We start from the raw sequence: 20,356 nt of genomic DNA, 5'->3' as shown, positions 1-20,356 counted from the left end.
AATCGAAAAAACATGAAAAAAATAATATATATAGCAGGGTTTTTAGTGATGGGAATCATCTCTTCCTGTTCTGATTTTTTGGAAACTAACCCGCGCGGCGTATTGTCTGAGGATGATATTGTTACACCAGAATCGGTAGAAGGATTTATGAATGCGGCCTACGCACAATTGGGGAATGACCATTATGATTCGCCTTACAGTCTGTGGCCTTTTGGGAATGTCCGTTCAGATGATGCCTATAAAGGCGGCAGCGGCACTAATGATATTCAGGATTTTCACTTTTTTGAAGTGTCCAATAATATCAGACCTGATTTTGGTGAATTAGATTCTTTTTGGTACATCAGTTATGTCGGCGTTTCCAGAGCTAATAAAGCTTTGAAGGCTTTGGAACAAATTTCGGAAGCGGATTATCCGCTGAAAAAAACACGTATTGCCGAAATGCGTTTTTTGAGAGGGCATTTTTATTTTATGCTAAAAATTATGTTCCGAAATGTACCGTACATTACAGAAGATATTCCAGTTGAAGATTATAAAACGATTTCAAACAAAGCACTTCCGAACGAAGAACTTTGGAATAAAATTGCAGCAGATTTTCAGGCAGCGGCCAATGATTTGCCAGAAACACAGCCACAAGTTGGGCGTGCCACCCAAAAAGCCGCTTATGCTTATTTAGCCAAAACCCGTTTGTATCAGGCTTACACACAAGACGAAACCTATGCTGTTACAGGAATCAATGCACAGCATCTGCAGGAAGTAATTACTGCAACTGATAAAGTAATAGGGAAAGCGACTTTGGAACCTGATTTTGCCAATAACTTTTTACCTGGAACTTATGAAAACGGTTCTGAATCCATTTTTTCTATTCAATTTTCAGATAACGACGGAACTTTATACGGGAGGTTAAATTTTTCGGATGTTCTTTCTACTCCTCAAGGGCTGGGATGCTGCGATTTTCATAAGCCAAGCCAAAACTTAGTAAATGCGTTTAAAACAGGTGCTGATGGTCTGCCTCAATTTGAAACTTATAACAATCAGGATTTTGATTATAAAAATATAGATGCCAATACGGTTGACCCGAGATTGTATCATACGGTTGCAATGCCAGGTCTGCCATATAAATACGATCCAGAATTTTTATATGTTGAAGCATGGGTAAGATCTCCGGGAACCTATGGTTATTTTGCTTCTTTAAAGGAAAATGTGGCACCAAGCTGCAGCTGTGTTGTCAATATTGATCCCTTTTATGGAAATTCAAAAAACAGAATTCAAATCCGCTACGCTGATGTGATTTTGATGCGTGCCGAAGCTTTGATTGAATTAGGAAGACAAGCTGAAGCTTTACCGTTAATCAATCAGATTAGAGAGAGAGCCGCTCAAAGTACAGGAAGGCTTCCGTATGTGAAGAACTTTAAAATCAATACTTATGCTGATGGAGTTAACTGCAGCTGGACTAAAGATTTTGCCCGTAAAGCATTACGCTGGGAACGCCGTTTAGAATTGGCTATGGAAGGAAGCCGCTTTTTTGATCTGGTTCGCTGGGGTGTAACCGATCAGGTTATGAATGCGTTTTTTGATAAAGAAAAAACAAAACGCAGCTATTATCAAGATGCCTTTTTTGATGCACATAAAGAAGAGTATTGCCCGATTCCGTTAAAACAGATTAATTTCAGTCAGGGATTATATAAACAAAATTTAGGATACTAATCCATTTTAAAAAAATCAATATGAGAAAATTTATATATAAAATCTGGATGCAGGCGTCTTTGATATTAGCCTTGCTTTTCATTGTAACGGCTTGTGAAGACAGTTTCGAAAATGGTGGTTTTGATGTTAATTCACCTTCTAATGTTATTTCTTTTAAGTTAACGGGAACTGCAGGGGAAATTGATCAGAAAACAGGAAAAATTACTGTAACGATGCCTTACGGATCTGATGTTACAGCTGTAATTCCGGAAGCTGTTCTGGAAGCGGACGCAACTTCAAATCTTGATTTAACAAAACCGATCAATTTTACAAATCCAGTAAAATTTAGAGTGATAAACGGTAATTTATTTAAAGATTATACGGTAACGACAGTTGTTTTAAGCCCAATCAAAAGTTTTAAAATTAATGGAGTTGCAGCAACAATCAACGATGTCAGTAAAACGATAACGATGACTCTGCCCGAAAACACTAATTTAACGGCACTTAACCCCGTAATCGAATTGACAGATGGAGTTTCTATTGCACCAGCATCAGGAACTACGGTTAATTTTACAAATCCGGTAACTTTTGTTGTAACATCTAAAGGAAAAAGTGTCAATTATACAGCCAATGTAGGAGTGCCAGCTACTGGTTTAACAGTTGCATTTTTGGGTACAGCTGCAACTAGATCAGGAATTACCAACATGGATGAAGTGACGGCTTCAAACTGGCTGTTTAATAATTTTCCTGGAGCTAAATACATTTCTTTCGATAGTGTTTTAAACGGTGCGGATTTAAGTGATGTCGATGTGATTTGGTGGCATTTTGATTCAGCCGCTAATTTACCTTCTGTGGCATACAATCCTGCGGTAACAGCAGCTCTAAAAAGTTTCAGGACTAATGGAGGGAATTTATTGTTAACGTCATTTGCTTCACAATATGTAGATGCATTAGGAATTGTTCCTTCAGGAAAAGGACCTAATAATGTTTTTGGAGATTTTCCTCCTAACGGATTTGTAGATGGAAATTCATGGGGAATGTCATTCGTAGGACATGAGAATCATCCAATCTTTGCGGGTTTGGTGACTTATGAAGCAGGAAAAGCTAATTTACTCCAAAGCGGTACTTTTAGATTAAACCACACCGCCTGGTGGTTTTTACCGGAATGGGGAGGCTACGTAAACGGGGAAGGCTGGAGAAATCAAACCGGAGGAACAAACTTAGCCAGCGAAGCCTGGGATAACGGTCTTAACGGAAGAGTTACTATTGCTGAGTTCCCGAACACTGGAACGGATAAAAATGTAGTCGTGATTTCGATGGGAGCTTATGATTGGTATAACGAAGCTAATAGCAGCGGGGTGCCAAGCCAAGCAAATGAGTTTATCGGTAATATCAAACTTTTGACACAAAACAGCATCAATTATTTAGCTGAAAATTAATCTAATCTGAAAGCAATAAAAATGAAATATAGAAACATAATAGTATTGGCTTCCATTTTCTTTTCAGCAGTTTCCTGCAGTCAGGAGGAAACTTATATTGGAGGTTCAATTTCAGGCGGTGAGTCAGAAATGACAAGTATTTACCCCGCGCCGCCCTCACAATGGATGGGCGGAACAGATCCGTATTACAGCGCGGGTTACACAGGAGATATTATGCCTTTTTTTGATAACGGAAAATTCCATATCTATTTTCTTCATGATGCACTGAACAAACCTGCAGGTAAAGGTTTTCATGATATTCATAAATATTTAAGTACTGATTTGGCTCATTTTACCTACGAAGGACAAATGATTCCATTCGGAAAAACTACTGATCCTGATTTTGCCATTGGCACAGGGTCAGTTGTAAAAGTGGGTAATCTTTATTACTTTTATTACACTGGACATAATGAGACACCAGCTTTTGTGCAGTCAAATGCTAGAGAAAGTGTTTTGTGCGCTACTAGTTCTGATTTGAAAAATTGGACAAAAGTTCCTTCTTTCAAAGTTATAGCACCAGCTGGATATTACAATTATGATTTTAGGGATCCGCATGTGTTTTATAACGACGAATTAAAGAAATATTCGATGTTAGTAAGCACACAGACGGAACCTGGCAGAAAAGCGGTTTTACTGCATTTTACAAGTGCTGATCCAGCTTCAGGGAAATGGGATGCTCAAGCACCAATTTATACCACAACTCCTGAAGAAAATTATTTGATGATGGAATGTGCTGATATTTTTAAAATGGGTAATTATTGGTATTTGATGTTTTCAGAAAACTGGAGCGGTAATAAGGGAACACATTACCGAATGGCAGCATCGATTAACGGACCTTGGCTCAAACCAGTAAATGATATGATTGACGGTGAATATTTTTATGCTGGAAAAACGGCTTCTGACGGAAATAAAAGATATGTTTTTGGTTGGAATGCCAGAAAAACACCAGAAAATGATTTAGGAAATAAAGATTGGGCAGGAAATATGGTTACTCACCAGTTAGTGCAAAATTCTGATGGAACTTTGGGGACTCAGGCACTGCAATCAGTAAAAGATTTATTTTCTAAAAAAACTGCTAGTGCAGAAGTTGATGCAGCGTCAGGAAATGCTAATGCAGACAATGGTACTTATACTTTGCCAGGTTCGGCAGAAAAAGCCATAATAACATTTAAGCCTATTGGAAAAAAAGCAAAAATAAAAGCGGAAGTTACATTAGGGAAAACAAATGGAACAGCTGGATTTGTTTTTCATACCAATGATGCAGGCAGTTATTACAAAATTGTTTTTGATATTGCCCGAAGTAAAATTGCTGGGTATAATTCGGCTTCTCAGGAAACGGCAAGAATTCCTTTCCAGTTTCAAACCAATATCAAGTATGATGTTGAAATAATTGCCGAAGGCAGTACGGTTGTTCTTTACATAAACGGTAAGACTGCATTAACAAACCGTATTTATGGCAGAGACAAAAATAAATGGGGACTGTTGTCTGAAGGACAAACTGCAGTGATTACAAATCTTCAGGTTACACAGCCCGAATAATATTAATATAAAAATAACTGTAAAATGATTAGCGGAAAAAACCTTAAGGCTGTGGCCTATGGAGAGGTGCTTTGGGATGTCTTTCCAACTCATAAAAAAATAGGGGGAGCGCCACTGAATGTGGCTCTTAGGATAAAATCGTTTGGAGTGGAATCAGCTATTATCAGTAAAGTTGGTTCCGATGCCGATGGTAAAGAAATTATTTCTTTTTTATCTGAAAAAGGGATTGATACAGATATACTTCAAATTAGTGAAGAGTATAAAACGGGTGTGGTTAATGTAATGATTAATGAAAAAGGGAATGCATCATATGATATTTTATACCCTTCCGCATGGGATAAAATAACACTGAATGAAGATATAAAGAAAAAAGTTTCTGATTCCGATGTTTTTATTTTTGGAAGCTTAATCTGCAGAGATGAAGAATCCAGATCAACTTTGAATGCATTATTAGATGAAGCAAAATATAAAGTTTTTGATGCCAATTTAAGAGCTCCGTATTATACAGCTGATGTTTTAACAGAGCTTATGATGAAAGCAGATTTTATAAAGCTTAATGATGAAGAATTGTTTGAAATAAGCAGAAAATTGGATTCCCCTTACAATTCATTTGAGCAGAATATTAAATTTATAGCCGATAAAACAAATACTAAACAAGTTTGTGTTACTAAAGGAGCATTTGGAGCTGTTTTGTACTATGATGATAAATTTTATTATAACAGCGGTTATTTTATAAAAGTAGTAGATACAGTTGGTGCCGGGGATTCTTTTTTGGCTTCACTAATAGTAAGGCTGCTAAAAGGAAAGTCTCCTCAAAAATCACTGAATTATGCTTGTGCAATTGGTGCTTTAGTTGCTGGAGAAGAAGGAGCAAATCCCAAGATTTCTGAAGAGGTAATTAGGGATTATATGAAAATTGAGAAAAAAAACACTATTAATAAATAGTTTTACACTATCCCATAAAGTGAGCAGGCTGAAAAGTTAAGGTTTCGATTTTGTAATAGAAACCTTGACTTTTCAAATAATTGATTCTATAATTTTTTAAATAATTCCCTATTAGTAACTAAAAACCATTATTTATACCATTTAACGTTTGAATTTACCGCAATAAAAAGGTCTTTTTTCCTTTCTTCTTCAAAATAAAAATAAACCGTAGCGATGCTATGCTTGATTTACCATTGTAATTGTGAGGGCTAAAGTAAGTTTTTCCATTTGATGTGTTTAAACTAATTACAAATAGTAGCGCATTATGGCTTAATAACTTTAGACAAAATCCTAGGCATTTGTATCAAATCGTAATCGTCTGAAAAAACCACATATTGATTGTACCAAGCGGGTGAAAATTTTTCTTTAAAATTTCGCAATCCTTTGTAATGCGAAAACGATTTTACTTTTTCATAAGCATATTTCATTGATTTATCTTGAATGGTTTTTGGATTATCAATACCACTCATTGGAACTAATCCTAAATTAATTGTTGTGTAATTTTGCGATTTTAAATAATTAAAGAGGCCTATCAAAATGAAATCCATTATACCATTTGGGGCATCAACTGTTTTACGAATAAGATCATACGTTGCCTCTCCCTTCACGCTGTCTGGAATAATATTCAGAAAGGCAATTATTTTTTCTTCCTTGTTTTCAACCGTTATTATCGTTTGATTTTTTAATTCTTCAATATTAAATAAGCCTTGAGAGAAAATAATTTCGGTTCTCTTTGTTTCTTTTAACCATTCATTGCTGACTGCTTCCAGTTTTTGTAAAATTCCGTCTTTTATGGGTGGCTGATATATCACTGTTTTAAATCCGTTTTCTGCAATTTTATTCATAGCATTCCGCAACGATTTTTTACTACTCCCTTCCAAGCTAAATTCGGATAAATTCACTATCCCTTCTTGACCAAGAAAAAAGTGTTTTTTATGTAATGCCTGATACATTCTTAAGTCTTTCTCTAAAATTCGATAATAGATACTTTTTAATCCACATTCGTAACAAAAATTATCAAATTCGACAATACAACTTTTCATTTCTGGTTCGTTTTGTGCCACAGGGTTTTCGAGTACAACAGCATAATTTCCAGCTAATCTGTACGATATAAAAGCATTTTTACTTTGTGAAATAAAAAGCAGTTTGTCAAAATAAGTTTTAAAATAATCCAGATTTGAATTTCCATACTTTTCAATTAATTCATTTGCCAATTCTTTTTCTTCGTCAGTAATTGATTTTTTGCTAACGTATGGATTTGTTAATGTGTAGATTAAAAAACCAAGGGACAAAAAACCGCTAATTTTTATAGACATTAGAAAATGATTGGCAAAACTATCTAACGGAACCAGATTAGAACTGCCTACCAAAAAATAATTCTGTAATGTGTATCTAATGGATTGAAATATGCTAAAATTAATGTCGAAGTGTTTTTTATCTAAAAAATAAAATCCAATAGTCCCATAAACCAACACAGCAATTATGCTTAGAATGGAAGTTTCTAATCCTAATAAACTAAGTTTTGGATTGGTCTTTACGTAATATTCTTTTCGGGTTACTATCAACATTAGGATTACAACAAAGGCAATAATAGCTTCTTCATAATCGATAGCTTTGGTTAAATGCCCAACGAAAGAAATTATGGACAACGCTAATGCAAACCACCAAGCCATACGCAATCCCTTGAGCATAAAAGAGGCAGTAACCAACAGAAATAGTCCCGAAGTAAAAACTAAATAATTCGAAGCGTGAATGGCTTCCAGCGGTAAATAATTTTTTAGGTATTCTAAACGATTGTTTATTGCTGGAGTTAAAACCGAAATTATGTTTATGATACCCAGCCCTAATAAAAGGAACGCTGGAATGATACGCATTAATATCTTGTTTATTTTTGATGCAAAAATCAGTATTCCTGCGAACAAAGGTGTCCAGAACTCAAAAACTCGATATAGAAAAGTAATAGCTATGGCATCCACATTACCAAAACCATAACGGATTAAAATATAACTCATTGAGGCTTCAACAGCACCAAGACCTCGCATAAAAGGAGATATAATTAAAAAGATTACTGAAATGATGTAGCCTATTGAAGCAACTAAAAGTGATGGTTCAAAATGCAATGCTATCATAGCTACATACAAATGAGCAATCCCAACAATTTCAATTAGAACAGAATAAAAAAAAGCTATAAAAAAATTTCTTTTGTCAATTATTTGATTCTCTATATCATTTAAAAAGATTTCGGTTTTGGGAAGCCATTTTGTCAATAATTTATACATATATCCTTTTGTAATGAGAGAACGATATAGTAAAATCAATACTATTATAAATACAATAATTGATAGCAGCGCATGCCAATCATTTGTACCAATAGTTTCCTTTAAAAAAGTATAAATAAAAACAGGAATTGCAACAAGAACTACAGTAAGAATACTAATAAAAGCATAAATACTTGATGCCAAATGAATTTGAAGCTTTGTGTTTCCTTTTTTCTCGATGGCATTATTGAAAAAAAATAATGATGAAAATCCGCCGGCAGGTAGAAAAACACTAATGAAATTTCGTTTTAAGAAGAGGATAATCCCGTCTTTTAGAATTATTTTGGCATTTATTGCAGAAAATGAAGCAACATACAGTAATCCTTGTAAAATAAAATACAATATCGTGATAAATAGGCCCACAAAAACCCAAAGCAGAGCAGCATTGCTTACGGCATGTTTTATTTGAATTATTTCTGGTGTTTCGTGCTTTATAAACCAAATTCCCAATCCAATAAAGAAAGCACCAATTATAAATTGAAGACAAATCTTTCTATTTTCTTTATTGAAAGGTAAAAACTTTTTTTTTACAAATCTAATATTGGAAATCAATAGAGTAGAAGCTATCATTTTATAATAATTTGGTTGATACTGATCGTATTCAAAAGTAACGAGAGTGAATGAATAAAAATGAACTCTAAAAAAACAAAACACTCATTATCGACTGAAAATTAAACATTAAACAATTAAAATTACTAAAAATCTTCATTTATATTTCTCTTTTGCAAAGTAGTTTTCACTCGAAACAGGCCCTACTGGATAGATTCTGATAAATAACCTCTATCTCCAAGCAGCACACAATCAGATATTTGTTTCTTACTGTTTTTTGAAGATTTATGGAAAAAGATTAAATTGATTATTGTTTTCGTTATTTGTATAGAAAGCCAGCGAAGACATTGCCGCCTTTTAATTTTATAAAATTACCTGCCACTCCTTTCAATCCCGCTTTAACAAAAAAATAATATTCGGAAGTTGCCAGTAGTAAAAACTTTCAGTAACTTGTAATGAATGGTTTAACTGTTTTTCAATTAGATGGATACCAGAAAGGAATATATAATTCAGAAATTATTGTCTATAAAGGACACTATCCTGACCTTTGAGAAAGAGTACGAACTGTTGTTAAAGCAGCTTCATAAAAACAATCAGATAAACGGAAAAAACCTACTGTATTATTTGGCTTTAAGAACAATTGAAATCAGGGAACTGCAAGACGAAATGCACATCTTGGGTTTGTCATCTTTATCTAATGCAGAAAGCCATATTTTAGGACAAATCAATGCTGTATTGAATCTGTTGGGCCAGCCAAATGATTCTTCAATAGATTCATGTTCCTACGAATTTGCCAAAGACTCAATTAATAATAAAATCAGTGGTTTGCTGGGAAACTTAAATTTCAACAACAATTGCCATATCATGGTCACCATTGACGGATTATGGCAGACCAAAAATAAAATTTTTCATTCGCTGTTAACGTCCGGGATGACCGTTGCCCGAATTAACTGCGCCCATGATGATGAAAAAATATGGAAAACACTAATAAAAAAAATTAGAAAAGCCTCTAAAAAAACAAATATACCCTGTAAAATTTGCATGGACCTGGCAGGACCGAAAATCCGTACTAAACTCCCCGACGCAAAACCAATCAGCATTAAAATAGGAACTAAAATAATTTTAACCGCTCCTGAGCTTTTAGTAAAGTATAAAAACAAAAAAGCCGTCGCCTGCACATTAGCAGAGATAATTCCGCAATTGCAGTTAAATGAACCCGTATTTATTAATGACGGGTTAATAAAAACAATAATTATTAAAAAAAACGATGATCACGTATTGCTCAAGGTAAAATCAATTGCTTCAAAAAAAACTGTCATAGAGGATGAAAAAGGAATAAATATTCCCAATTCCAAACTGAATTTTCCGGCACTGACTCCAATCGATGAAGAATGCGTCCCTTTTATTTCAAAATACGCAGACATTGTCGGGTATTCTTTCCTAAAAAACAAGTCAGATATTCAAATGATGCGTAACGCTTTTGGAGTTTTACCCATGCCCCCTGTCATTTTAAAAATTGAAACACCTGAGGCTGTTAATAATTTGCCTTCTTTACTTTTTGAAGGCATGAAAGAAGAATTTTTCGGGGTTATGATTGCAAGAGGCGATCTGGCCATAGAAATAGGTTTTGAAAAATTAAGCGAAATTCAGGAAGAAATACTTTGGATTTGTGAGGCTGCCCATGTACCGGTGGTTTGGGCTACTCAGGTATTGGAAAATTTAAACAAAAAAGGACTGGCAACACGCTCTGAAATAACAGATGTTTCGCATGCTTCGGGAGCCGATTGTGTGATGATTAATAAAGGAACTAATATTTTAAAAGTAATTGAAACCTTGAAAAATATTTTTGGCAGAATGGGAAGCCATCATCATAAAAAAAGATTTGTTTTCAGGCCATTATCCATTGCCGTTAATTTTTTCAATAAAAACTAGTTTTCTCATCACAACAAAGCCTTTTAGAATAAAAAAAACGCATAAATATTGGTTCTGTCGCATTTAAAATATAACTTTTATCTTTAGATTGAAAACTTTAAAAATGAACATCAAAGGTCACTGTTATCCAAAATATATCATTCTTCAGGCAGTATTTCAAATTAAGATTCACATTGAGTTATCGAGGCGTTGAGGAGATAATGAAAATAAGAGGTGTTCAGGTTGATCATGCGACGATCCAGCGCTGGGTATGCAAATTTGCACCGTTTATTGAGTCACAGATGATGATGAGAAAGCGCCGAGTTGGCACGAGCTGGAGGTCATCATTTTATAAAATAGAGAGTACAAAATGGATTAGGTTTTAAGAGGTTTGAATCAGCCAGACGAACTTTGAGCGGAATTGAAGTAGTACTTATGTTAAGAAAGAATCAGATGATTAACCCTGTGAGAACTATGTTTAAATCTTTCTGTAAGTTAGCGTCGTAAAATTTTATTCTCAGATTTCTTATGTTTTAAATTGTTAGATGCGACAGAACCTGGGATTATCAATAATTAAAAAAATGCAGATAACAATCAATGGAATGTTATTTATAATTTCAAAGATAATCTTCATATTTTTGAGATCCAGTTCTAAAAATTCAATATTTCTTCAAAATCGGTTTACAACTTTGGTTATTATAAATTCTTAAATTAATGGCAATGAAAAAAATAATATTATCATTAATAATTATTGCTTATATTTCTAATAGTTATAGCCAAACTTATAAAGTATCAAAAAAAATAAATGTTTCAGGTGATGAAAGCTGGGATTATCTAGCCGTTGATGAAGTGAATCAGCATTTATTTGTTTCTCACGGAAGCGTTGTCAATGTTATCGATTTAAAGTCCAATAAAACAATAACAACAATTCCTGATACCAAAGGAGTTCACGGCATTGCGATTGCCGACGATTTAAACAAAGCATTCATTACAAACGGAAAAGACAATTCGGTTTCAGTAGTCAATTTGAATACATTTGAATTAATTGATAAAGTTTCTATTGAAGGTCAAAAACCGGATGCTGTTTTGTATGATCAATTTTCTCAAAAAGTATTTACTTATAATGCCAATTCGAAGGATGCAACCGTTCTGGATGCCATTACCAATAAAGTTATAAAAACGATTCCATTAGGCGGTAAACCAGAATTTTCGGTTACAAATACTAAAGGTTTGATTTATGTTAATATTGAAGATAAAAACGAAATCAAAACGATAGACGCAACGAAATTACAAGTAATTGCAACTTGGAGCATTGCGCCTGGCAATGAGCCTTCAGGTTTGGCCATTGATTTAGATTCTAATCGATTATTTTCGGTTTGCAGCAACAAATTAATGATTGTTGTTGATGCTTCAAATGGAAAAGTTATTAAAACATTACCTATAGGAGATGGTTGTGATGGCGTTGCTTTTGATGCCAAAAAGAAACTTGTTTTTAGTTCCAATGGTGAAGGAACAATTACAGTTGTAAAAGAACAAAATGCAAATAAGTTTTCGGTTCTTGAAACGGTAAAAACTCAAAAAGGAGCAAGAACTATAGCATTAAACAAAACTATGGGTGATTTATATTTGACGACTGCTGATTTTGGTGCAAAACCAAAACCAGCTACCGGAAACCCTAACCCAAGAGCTTCTATTATTCCTGGTTCTTCAGTGGTTTTGGTTGTAGCGAATATTAGCAAAAAATAATTTTATTTTATAAACCAGTTAATGAAAATCATCTTTTTTTTAATTTTAAGCTTTATTAGTCTCGAGTCTTTTTCGCAAGAAAAAGACTTGCGGTTTTATATGGAAAAGGCACAGAATAATTCACCATTGCTAAAGGACTTATCCAATCAAATTCAATCTAATACTATAGATAGTTTACTTAATAGGGCGGCTTATAAAGCTCAGATCACAGGAAATCTTAATGCAAATTACGCTCCTGTTATAAATGGAGCAGGTTATGATGCCGCTATAACTAATGGGCAATCTGTTTCTGGATTGGTAGGAATTAATAAAAAGATAGTTGGTAAAGGCATTGTTAATTCACAAGCAGAGAGTTTCAAAATGCTAAAAGAGAGTTTGGTTTTAAATAAAAAAATTGCTCTCAAAGATTTGAATAAAGTAATTATCGACCAATACATTACTGCTTACGGAAATGCCGAACAAATAGCCTACAATCAAAAAATAGTAACTCTATTGAATAATGGAGCTAATACCTTGAAAAAGCTAACTCAAAATGCTATCTATAAACAAACTGATTATTTGATTTTTCTTTCAACTTTAAAGCAGCAAGAATTACAGGTTTTACAGTTGAAACAGCAATATCAAAATGATTTGGGATTACTTAATTATTTATCAGGGGAAACGGATACTGCTTTTGTGAATTTGATAAAACCAGATATTAGCTTAAAAACGATTTCGAGTCCAGAAAAAACTATTTTCTTTAAACAATTTGAAGTCGATAGTTTGAAAATTGTCAATCAGGGAAAGCTAATTGATAACGCCTATAAGCCAACATTGGCTCTGCTTGGAGATGCTGGTTATTTGTCCAGTTTTGAGTATCAGCCTTATAAAAATTTTGGTTTTAGCGTAGGGTTAGGTTTGTCAATTCCTATTTATGACGGTAATCAAAGGTTATTGCAGCATCAAAAAAATGAGCAGGCAGTAGCCACTAATTTGGCTTACAAAAACCATTTCAATAAGCAATACCAACAACGATTACTGATCCTTAATCAGAAATTGAAACAGACTGTTGAAACAGGAAATCAATTGCAATCTCAGCTTCAAATAACCGATGCACTTATTGAAGCAGATAAAAAATTATTGCTGTCTGGTGATGCACAAATCACGGATTTTGTAATAGCGATTGGTAATGTTATCATGCTCAATAATTCAATTTCCCAGAATAAAATCAACAAATTACTACTTATTAACGAAATCAATTATTGGATTTCTAATGACTAATCTAATTATGATGAAGAAAACATTTTTTGTTTGTCTGCTAATTACAGTTTTTTTTATTTCCTGTAAAGATAAGCCCATACCAGAAGAACCAACGGATGTTCGCGTTCCAGTAACATTGACTTCTATTGACACGACGAGTTTACAAAGCTATATCGACCTGAATGCTACTGCCACTTATTTGGTTAAAAATGTTATTAAAGCCAATGCAACCGGCTATTTGAATTCTGTAAATGTAGCAACCAATGATTTTGTAACCAATGGACAAGAATTATTTTCGATAAAAACGCGAGAGACTAAAGTTTTAGGGAATACAATCAACAAAATTGACCCAACGCTGCATTTTGGCGGAGCGATACGAGTTTCCTCTAATGCTACAGGAATTGTGACAATGGTCAATGTACAACAAGGCGATTATGTGCAGGATGGAGATGCTTTAGTGACCATAAATGATGCCAAAAGTTTTGCAATTATTTTGAGTTTGCCTTTTGAATTGAAAAAATACATTTCTGCTGGTCAGCAATTAAGTGTTGTTCTGCCTGATAATTCAACAAGAATAGCGACGGTGCAAAAATTTTCTCCCACAGTTGACGCTACTTCGCAAACGCAAAATGTTGTTTTGAAAATAAACGGTAAACAAGATATTCCCGAGAACTTAATTGTAAAAGTAAGGATAACCAAAACTTCAAGCAACAAAACTATTTCCTTGCCAAAATTGGCCGTTTTAAGTGATGAAACCGAGACCGATTTTTGGATAATGAAAATGATAAACTCCAATACAGCAATAAAAATTCCAATAAAAAAAGGAATTCAAACAGAAGATAAGGTTGAAATTCTTTCACCTATTTTAACTCCAAAAGATAAAATTTTGCTTACCGGAAATTATGGGGTCGGCGATACGATTAACGTTAAAGTTATTAAAGATAAATAAAGATGAATAACTTTTATGTAAAGCATAGAAACGGTTTAAGTTCAATTCTCTTCCTGATTATTTTCGGAGGTTTTTTTGCGTATTCCAAAATGCAGACCAGTTTATTTCCAGAAATTACGTTTCCAAAAATAAAAATCATTGCCGATGCAGGACAGCAACCCATCGACAAAATGATGATTACGGTTACCAAACCTCTTGAAAACGCCATTAAAAAAGTACAAGATTTAAAATCTGTCCGCAGCACCACCAGTCGTGGGAGTTGTGAAATATCGGCTTTTATGGATTGGAAAGCGGATATAGATTTGAGTAAAACCCGTATTGAAGAACAGATTAACCAAATCAAAAATAATCTACCGCCAGATACTCAAATTACGGTGGAAAAAATGAATCCTTCAATCCTTGCTGTAATTGGTTACGCTATTGAAGGCAAAGGAATGTCTCCCATTGAGTTGAAAAAGATTGCTAATTTTACAATTAAGCCATTCCTTTCTCAAATTGACGGTGTTTCTGAAATCAGAATCATTGGAGKAAAAGAAAAAGAGTATTGGTTATTACTTGATTTTGAAAAAATGACTTCACTTGGCATTTCGCCAAATAGTATTTCACAAGTTTTAAGCCAAACTAATTTTATAAAATCCAATGGCTATTTGTCTGATTATCGGTATTTGTATTTGACAATTACCGATGCGCAAGTTGATAAAAAAGAAGAGTTGGAAAACCTTGTAATTCTCAATAATGGCAAAGGAATTATTACGCTAAAAGATATTGCTTCCGTCGAAATTAAAGAGGCTAAGGAATACATAAAAGTCAATGCGAATGGCAGAGAAAGCATTTTGGCTGCCGTAATCAAGCAGCCTAATGCAAATTTGATTACGCTTTCGAACGATATGAATGCAAAGTTAGCGTCTTTAAAAAAGATCCTGCCAAACGGAATCACAATAAAACCTTTTTATGAACAGGCGGCTTTTGTAAACGATGCTGTCAAAAGCGTTACCGATAGTTTGTTATTGGGGTTGTTGCTGGCTATAATCGTTGCAGTTTTGTTCCTGAAATCAGCCAAGGCCAGTGTTACTATTTTAATTATTATTCCTGTTACTTTAGGCTTGACATTAATTGTTTTGTACCTCACAGGAAACAGTTTCAATATTATGACTTTGGGAGCCATTGCAGCTGCTTTGGGATTGATAATTGACGATGCAATTGTGGTTGTTGAACAAATTCACAGGACGCATGAAGAACATCCGGAAGAACCCACAGTGAATCTTTTACAAAAAGCTATTCGGTATTTATTTCCGGCAATGGTAGGCTCATCGATTAGCACTATAGTGATTTTTATTCCTTTTGTATTAATGAGCGGTGTTGCAGGTTCTTATTTTAAAGTGCTGACCGATACAATGATTATCACTTTGGTCTGTTCTTTTTTTGTTACCTGGCTATTGCTTCCGGTGGTTTATTTATTGCTCACAAAGAATGAAGTTACAGCAAATGGAATTCAAAAAGAAATCCAGATTCATGAAGTGAAAACTCAAAATTGGGTGGCCTATTTTATTTCAAAACCTATTATCAGTTTTGGATTTTGTATTGTTTTGGCGCTTTCTATTTTTATTATTTTACCCAATTTGGAGACTGGTTTTTTACCCGAAATGGACGAAGGAAGTATTGTTTTGGATTATGAAAGCCCACCGGGAACTTCACTTGAAGAAACCGACAGAATGCTTAATGAAGTGGAAAAAATTATCATAAAAGTTCCAGAAGTGGAGGCCTATAGCCGCAGAACCGGTACTCAGATGGGTTTTTTTATCACCGAACCCAATAGCGGGGATTATTTGATTCAATTAAAGAAAAACAGAAGTAAAACCAGTAATGATGTAATTGACGAAATCCGGGCTAAAGTAGAAGCAACACAGCCAGCCTTGCGTATTGATTTTGGTCAGGCTATCGGAGATATGCTGGGTGATTTGATGAGTTCAGTTTCTCCGATTGAAGTGAAAATATATGGAAGCAATCAAGGGGAATTAAAAAGAATTGCCAAAGAAGTTTCTGCAATTGTTGAAAATGTAAAAGGAACTGCCGATGTTTTTGATGGCATTGTTTTGGCCGGGCCTGAAATAACTATTCAGCCCAATTATGCACAATTGGCCCAATATGGGATTACGCCTACTGATTTGCAATTTCAAATGCAAACTGCTTTAGAAGGGAATGTAGTGGGGAGTTTATTGGAAAATGAAAAGCAAACGCCTATTCGGATGATTTATGCTTATGGAAAAAAAATCAGTTTGGAAGATATCAAACAACTCAAAATATTTTTACCTAACGGGCAATCTATTCCAATTACAAGTTTGGTTGCTATTTCTGTACAAAAAGGAGTTGCAGAAATAAAACGTGAAAATCTTCAGACGATGGGAGTAGTTACCGGTCGATTGGACAATAGGGATTTGGGAAGCGTAATGCAGGAAATTCAAATGAAAGTTAATACTGCGACTCATTTGCCTAATGGCTATTACATTGAATATGGTGGAGCTTACAAGGATCAACAACAATCATTTAAAGAGTTATTGATGATTTTAATTACCTCTTCATTATTGGTTTTTGGTGTTATTTTATTTCTTTTTAGAGATTTCAGAGTGGCGTTGGTTATCCTTTTAATTTCTGTTTTAGGTATTTCAGGAAGTTATATTTTGCTTTTTATAACGGGAATACCTTTAAACGTTGGTAGTTACACAGGAATCATTATGATTGTTGGTATTATTGCCGAAAATGCGATTTTCACCTTTCTTCAATTTCGAGAAACTTTCAAATTGACTCGAAATGTAAACGAATCTATAATCTATTCGATTTCAACACGATTGCGCCCCAAATTAATGACGGCTTTAGGAGCTATAATTGCACTTTTGCCTTTGGCAATTGGAATTGGAACGGGTTCAGAATTGCACCAGCCTTTGGCGATAGCAGTGATTGGCGGGTTTATTATTGCATTGCCTTTGCTATTGATTGTTCTTCCAAGCTTGTTGGTTCAAGTTTATAAAAACGAAAAACATTTTAAGCATTTTACTTAGTCTAATGTTCAAAAAAATAAAGGAATTCAGAATCAATTTATAATTATTACTACTGAATTTCTATCAATAGATTCTGAACATCAATTGTTTAGGGGTTTGAAAGGAACTTATTTGTTTGATAAAATAGAAAGAAGTGTTTACAACAAACGAAAAAGAAAGAATCCGCAGATGCAAAGGTACTGTTGGTAGTAGCCATTTATTTTAAGTTTTCCAAACCAAATAAAGCAAGCCTGTCGATGACTGGTAAAGTATTCAATCCAAGTTTGGTCAAACTGTATTCAACTCTTGGTGGAATCTCTGGGAATGCTTTTTTAGAAACGAATTTATGTTCTACTAAAAAATTTAATTCTTGTATCAGCATTTTTTCGCTAATACCAGGAATGGTTCTTTTTAGCTCACCATATCTTATTACTCTATCGTTTATTTGAAATAGAATTAATAAGGTCCATTTACCGCCTAAAAGTTTTAATGACTTTCTTACAGGGCAATTTTCATCTGATTGTGAAATTATTTTTTGAATTTTTTCCATAGTATAATCAGTATATCTAACCATTAAGTAAGTACTGTACTTATATGTAGGTACTTGTGCAAAGGTAAAAAGTAATTTAATTTTGAAAAAAATAATTTTAAAATATTTATATGGCACCAGTAGAAAAAAACAAACAATTAGTAATTACAGCTTACCAAAGAATTTTTGGCGATTTGGATAGTACGGGTGTGGATGAATTTATGAGTAAAGATTTCTTACAGCATAATCCTTCAACTCCCGATGGACAAGATGGTGTAAAAGCATTAGTTCAAATGTTAATTTCACAAGGCGTGTCAAAGCAAAAAATCGAATTTAAGCACGTTTTAGCAGAAGGTGATATTGTTTCTCTTCATTCTCGTTATGAAATGGCAGGAAAGGAATGGCGCTTTATTGATATTTATCGTGTTGAAAAAGATAAATTAGTTGAGCATTGGGATGCTATGATGCAGATGCCTGATACACCTGCAAATAATAATCCGATGTTCTAAAATAAAATTTTAATCTCTAAATAATATGAAAATGATCGTAAAAAAAATAATCGCACTTGCATTATTCTTAACATTAGGTACATCAATTACTCAAGCGCAAGCAGCTGATAATTCAAAAAAAATAAATAATTTAAAAACAACTAAAATGACAGCAAAAGAAGCAGTAGAGGCTTATTCAATAGCACTTTCAAAAGGAGACATTCCTACAGCATTTTCGTATTTCAGTCCTAATGCAAAATGGCACCAACCTGGAAACAATAAATTTTCTGGAACAAAAACTGGACTTGATGCCATTGGCAAAATGCTTAGCGATATGATGGGAGCAACACAAGGCTCATTGGTAATCAAACCAGCAGGAGCAATGATGGCTAATGGAAATTTTGTTTCTTGCCCGGTTCGTTTTAGTGCTAAAAGTGGTGCTAAAACTGTTGATATGAATGGTAGCGATTTGTATGAAGTTGCAGATGGAAAAATTGTTCAAGTTTGGTTGTTTTCTGAAGACCAATCTGCTGAAGACGAGTTTTGGAAATAATTTTTTTGGTCACAAGAAATAAAGTCACGAGAGAGCATTCTGTTTAGGGTACTCTCTCTTTGCTTACAGAAAAATTGCAAACCAACTATACTGAACTGCTAAAAGTTAACCGTATTGCGCTTAATAAAGCTGTAAAAGAACAACTTTATTATTCGAAATTTATACTATAAAGATAAAGATGGAAATCTACTGTTGTTTATCAAATATTCTTCTAAAAGCTGCCATTTTGATAACTAGTTTGATATGGACAGTTAGTTTTTTCTAGTGTTTTAGAAAGATTAATAGTTTCTTAAAAAGCAATTGTTACAGTTTATTGCTTTCTTTAAACATTGTGTATTGAAAATGTATGTGCATAGAAAATTACATGGAAAGTTTACTGTTCTGATGACGATATTCTCCTGGGGTCAGGCTCACTATTTGTTTGAATATTTTTGAAAAGTGAGGCAGGTTCGAGAATCCGGTATCTAAAGCGATTTCCAAAAATGTTTTATCACTGGTAGCTATGAGGTATTGTGCTCTTTCGATTTTTTTTTCATGGATATATTTCATCGGTCTTTGTCCTGTATGAATCAGAAATTGTTTGGAAAAATAATCCTCATTCTGATTGACTCTTCGGGCTAATTGAGACACCATAATATTTTCACTTATGTGAAGCTGTACATAACTCATCGTATCTAATATTTTGGAAGGTACAGATTGCGAATGGTTTGTTTTAAACTCCTTTGTATTTAAAAATTTAGAAATCAAGAAAAGAATAATTCCTTGATTTTCAAATATTAAATGCATTTTCATTTCATTATTMAGAGCCAGATATTCCTTGTAATAAGCTTCTTTTTCATAGACTTTCGGGTTTTCTGACCGATTAATTCCTCTTCTGGGATTGCCTTGCAGCATTTGTTTGATAAGAATGATGTCGATTTCAGCAGCGGGCAATTTCATTACATTTCTATTCTGGTTAAACAACGAAATCCCATCAGGAGATTCCTCAAAAAACTGAATGAAATATTGACTCAAATATTTTTCACAATTCAAATTGCAAATGGTAAAACTTGGAATAAGATATAAGTAACCGGGTTCTAAAATTAATTTATCCGAACTATTTGAAATAGATCCCATTCCTTCATCAATGTAATACAGTCGATAATAAGGACTAATTACATTGTTAAAATTCCATTTGTTGTTAAGTTTTACATAATCAATGTGTAACAGTGGAAACGAATATTTGAAAGTGTTTTTTGACATAATAATATTAAAAGGATAAAAAAAATCGTTTTTGAGTAATAAAAAATCGGTTTTGGATAATTAAATTTATAAGTGTGTATTTTACATTTGTTATTGATTGTTTTTAAATAAAT

Annotated in this window: 14 protein-coding genes and 2 pseudogenes; 12 read left to right on the top strand and 4 right to left on the bottom strand. The window is 33.8% G+C overall.

Translation table 11 applies throughout. The annotated features are described in order from the left end of the window. Nucleotides 1–12: 12 nt before the first annotated feature. Genes AC1DVP_RS15535 through AC1DVP_RS15520 form a run of 4 tightly spaced genes read left to right on the top strand, consistent with a single transcriptional unit; the run spans nt 13 to nt 5,645 of the window. Entirely contained in the window at nt 13–1,704 is a 1,692-nt protein-coding gene (locus AC1DVP_RS15535) for a RagB/SusD family nutrient uptake outer membrane protein (protein WP_477184402.1), read from the top strand. Between the two features lie 20 nt (nt 1,705–1,724). After that, the gene (locus AC1DVP_RS15530; RefSeq protein ID WP_477184401.1) at nt 1,725–3,122 is read left to right on the top strand and encodes a DUF4960 domain-containing protein; all 1,398 of its coding nucleotides are present in this window, start codon (nt 1,725–1,727) and stop codon (nt 3,120–3,122) included. 21 nt (nt 3,123–3,143) lie between these two features. Then, nucleotides 3,144–4,700: a glycoside hydrolase domain-containing protein gene (locus AC1DVP_RS15525; protein ID WP_477184400.1), complete on the top strand. Its 1,557-nt coding sequence runs from the start codon at nt 3,144–3,146 to the stop codon at nt 4,698–4,700. Nucleotides 4,701–4,724: 24 nt separating this feature from the next. Further along, nucleotides 4,725–5,645, top strand: a complete 921-nt coding sequence (locus AC1DVP_RS15520) for a carbohydrate kinase family protein (protein ID WP_477184399.1) — start codon at nt 4,725–4,727, stop codon at nt 5,643–5,645. Between the two features lie 302 nt (nt 5,646–5,947). Here AC1DVP_RS15520 and AC1DVP_RS15515 read toward each other — a convergent pair whose 3' ends face one another. Next, entirely contained in the window at nt 5,948–8,572 is a 2,625-nt protein-coding gene (locus tag AC1DVP_RS15515; protein WP_477184398.1) for a phosphatidylglycerol lysyltransferase domain-containing protein, read from the bottom strand. A gap of 185 nt (nt 8,573–8,757) precedes the next feature. Continuing rightward, nucleotides 8,758–8,883, bottom strand: a pseudogene (locus AC1DVP_RS15510) (IS982 family transposase); the annotation flags it as partial. Between the two features lie 151 nt (nt 8,884–9,034). Here AC1DVP_RS15510 and AC1DVP_RS15505 point away from each other — a divergent pair. From AC1DVP_RS15505 to AC1DVP_RS15480, 6 genes and pseudogenes are all read left to right on the top strand, one after another. After that, entirely contained in the window at nt 9,035–10,483 is a 1,449-nt protein-coding gene (locus AC1DVP_RS15505; RefSeq protein ID WP_477184397.1) for a pyruvate kinase, read from the top strand. A gap of 699 nt (nt 10,484–11,182) precedes the next feature. Further along, nucleotides 11,183–12,208, top strand: coding sequence for a YncE family protein (locus AC1DVP_RS15500; protein ID WP_477184396.1), 1,026 nt, complete (start codon nt 11,183–11,185; stop codon nt 12,206–12,208). A gap of 99 nt (nt 12,209–12,307) precedes the next feature. Next, a complete protein-coding gene (locus tag AC1DVP_RS15495; RefSeq protein ID WP_477184395.1) occupies nt 12,308–13,468 on the top strand; it encodes a hypothetical protein in 1,161 nt (386 codons plus the stop codon). After that, nucleotides 13,461–14,396, top strand: a complete 936-nt coding sequence (locus AC1DVP_RS15490; protein ID WP_477184394.1) for an efflux RND transporter periplasmic adaptor subunit — start codon at nt 13,461–13,463, stop codon at nt 14,394–14,396. Before AC1DVP_RS15495 ends, AC1DVP_RS15490 begins: the two co-directional genes overlap by 8 nt. A gap of 2 nt (nt 14,397–14,398) precedes the next feature. Further along, nucleotides 14,399–17,452, top strand: coding sequence for an efflux RND transporter permease subunit (locus tag AC1DVP_RS15485; RefSeq protein WP_477184393.1), 3,054 nt, complete (start codon nt 14,399–14,401; stop codon nt 17,450–17,452). Between the two features lie 45 nt (nt 17,453–17,497). After that, nucleotides 17,498–17,611: pseudogene (locus AC1DVP_RS15480) on the top strand (IS982 family transposase); the annotation flags it as partial. Between the two features lie 37 nt (nt 17,612–17,648). Here the strand turns inward: AC1DVP_RS15480 and AC1DVP_RS15475 are convergent. Then, on the bottom strand, nt 17,649–17,981 hold the full coding sequence (locus tag AC1DVP_RS15475) for a winged helix-turn-helix transcriptional regulator (protein ID WP_477184392.1): 333 nt from the start codon (nt 17,979–17,981) through the stop codon (nt 17,649–17,651). A 110-nt stretch (nt 17,982–18,091) separates the two neighbouring features. On the opposite strand from AC1DVP_RS15475, the gene AC1DVP_RS15470 reads away from it, so the two are divergent. Continuing rightward, nucleotides 18,092–18,469, top strand: a complete 378-nt coding sequence (locus AC1DVP_RS15470; RefSeq protein WP_477184391.1) for a nuclear transport factor 2 family protein — start codon at nt 18,092–18,094, stop codon at nt 18,467–18,469. A 31-nt stretch (nt 18,470–18,500) separates the two neighbouring features. After that, the gene (locus AC1DVP_RS15465) at nt 18,501–19,001 is read left to right on the top strand and encodes a nuclear transport factor 2 family protein (protein ID WP_477184390.1); all 501 of its coding nucleotides are present in this window, start codon (nt 18,501–18,503) and stop codon (nt 18,999–19,001) included. 360 nt (nt 19,002–19,361) lie between these two features. Here the strand turns inward: AC1DVP_RS15465 and AC1DVP_RS15460 are convergent, their stop codons facing one another. Beyond that, nucleotides 19,362–20,243 (bottom strand): helix-turn-helix domain-containing protein, encoded by an 882-nt coding sequence (locus AC1DVP_RS15460; RefSeq protein WP_477184389.1) that lies wholly within the window; start codon nt 20,241–20,243, stop codon nt 19,362–19,364. Nucleotides 20,244–20,356 lie beyond the last annotated feature (113 nt).

It is taken from the genome of Flavobacterium sp. P3_A6, assembly GCF_056403035.1.
Note: the sequence above shows the minus strand (reverse complement) of the source record. Positions and strands in the feature narration are given on the sequence as shown.

Bases quoted from the DNA above. Each gene is read 5' to 3' on its own strand.
- AC1DVP_RS15535 (WP_477184402.1), top strand. From the start codon at position 13: ATGAAAAAAATAATATATATAGCAGGGTTTTTAGTGATGGGAATCATC.
- AC1DVP_RS15530 (WP_477184401.1), top strand. From the start codon at position 1,725: ATGAGAAAATTTATATATAAAATCTGGATGCAGGCGTCTTTGATATTA.
- AC1DVP_RS15525 (WP_477184400.1), top strand. From the start codon at position 3,144: ATGAAATATAGAAACATAATAGTATTGGCTTCCATTTTCTTTTCAGCA.
- AC1DVP_RS15520 (WP_477184399.1), top strand. From the start codon at position 4,725: ATGATTAGCGGAAAAAACCTTAAGGCTGTGGCCTATGGAGAGGTGCTT.
- AC1DVP_RS15515 (WP_477184398.1), bottom strand. From the start codon at position 8,572: ATGATAGCTTCTACTCTATTGATTTCCAATATTAGATTTGTAAAAAAA.
- AC1DVP_RS15505 (WP_477184397.1), top strand. From the start codon at position 9,035: ATGGATACCAGAAAGGAATATATAATTCAGAAATTATTGTCTATAAAG.
- AC1DVP_RS15500 (WP_477184396.1), top strand. From the start codon at position 11,183: ATGAAAAAAATAATATTATCATTAATAATTATTGCTTATATTTCTAAT.
- AC1DVP_RS15495 (WP_477184395.1), top strand. From the start codon at position 12,308: ATGGAAAAGGCACAGAATAATTCACCATTGCTAAAGGACTTATCCAAT.
- AC1DVP_RS15490 (WP_477184394.1), top strand. From the start codon at position 13,461: ATGACTAATCTAATTATGATGAAGAAAACATTTTTTGTTTGTCTGCTA.
- AC1DVP_RS15475 (WP_477184392.1), bottom strand. From the start codon at position 17,981: ATGGAAAAAATTCAAAAAATAATTTCACAATCAGATGAAAATTGCCCT.
- AC1DVP_RS15470 (WP_477184391.1), top strand. From the start codon at position 18,092: ATGGCACCAGTAGAAAAAAACAAACAATTAGTAATTACAGCTTACCAA.
- AC1DVP_RS15465 (WP_477184390.1), top strand. From the start codon at position 18,501: ATGATCGTAAAAAAAATAATCGCACTTGCATTATTCTTAACATTAGGT.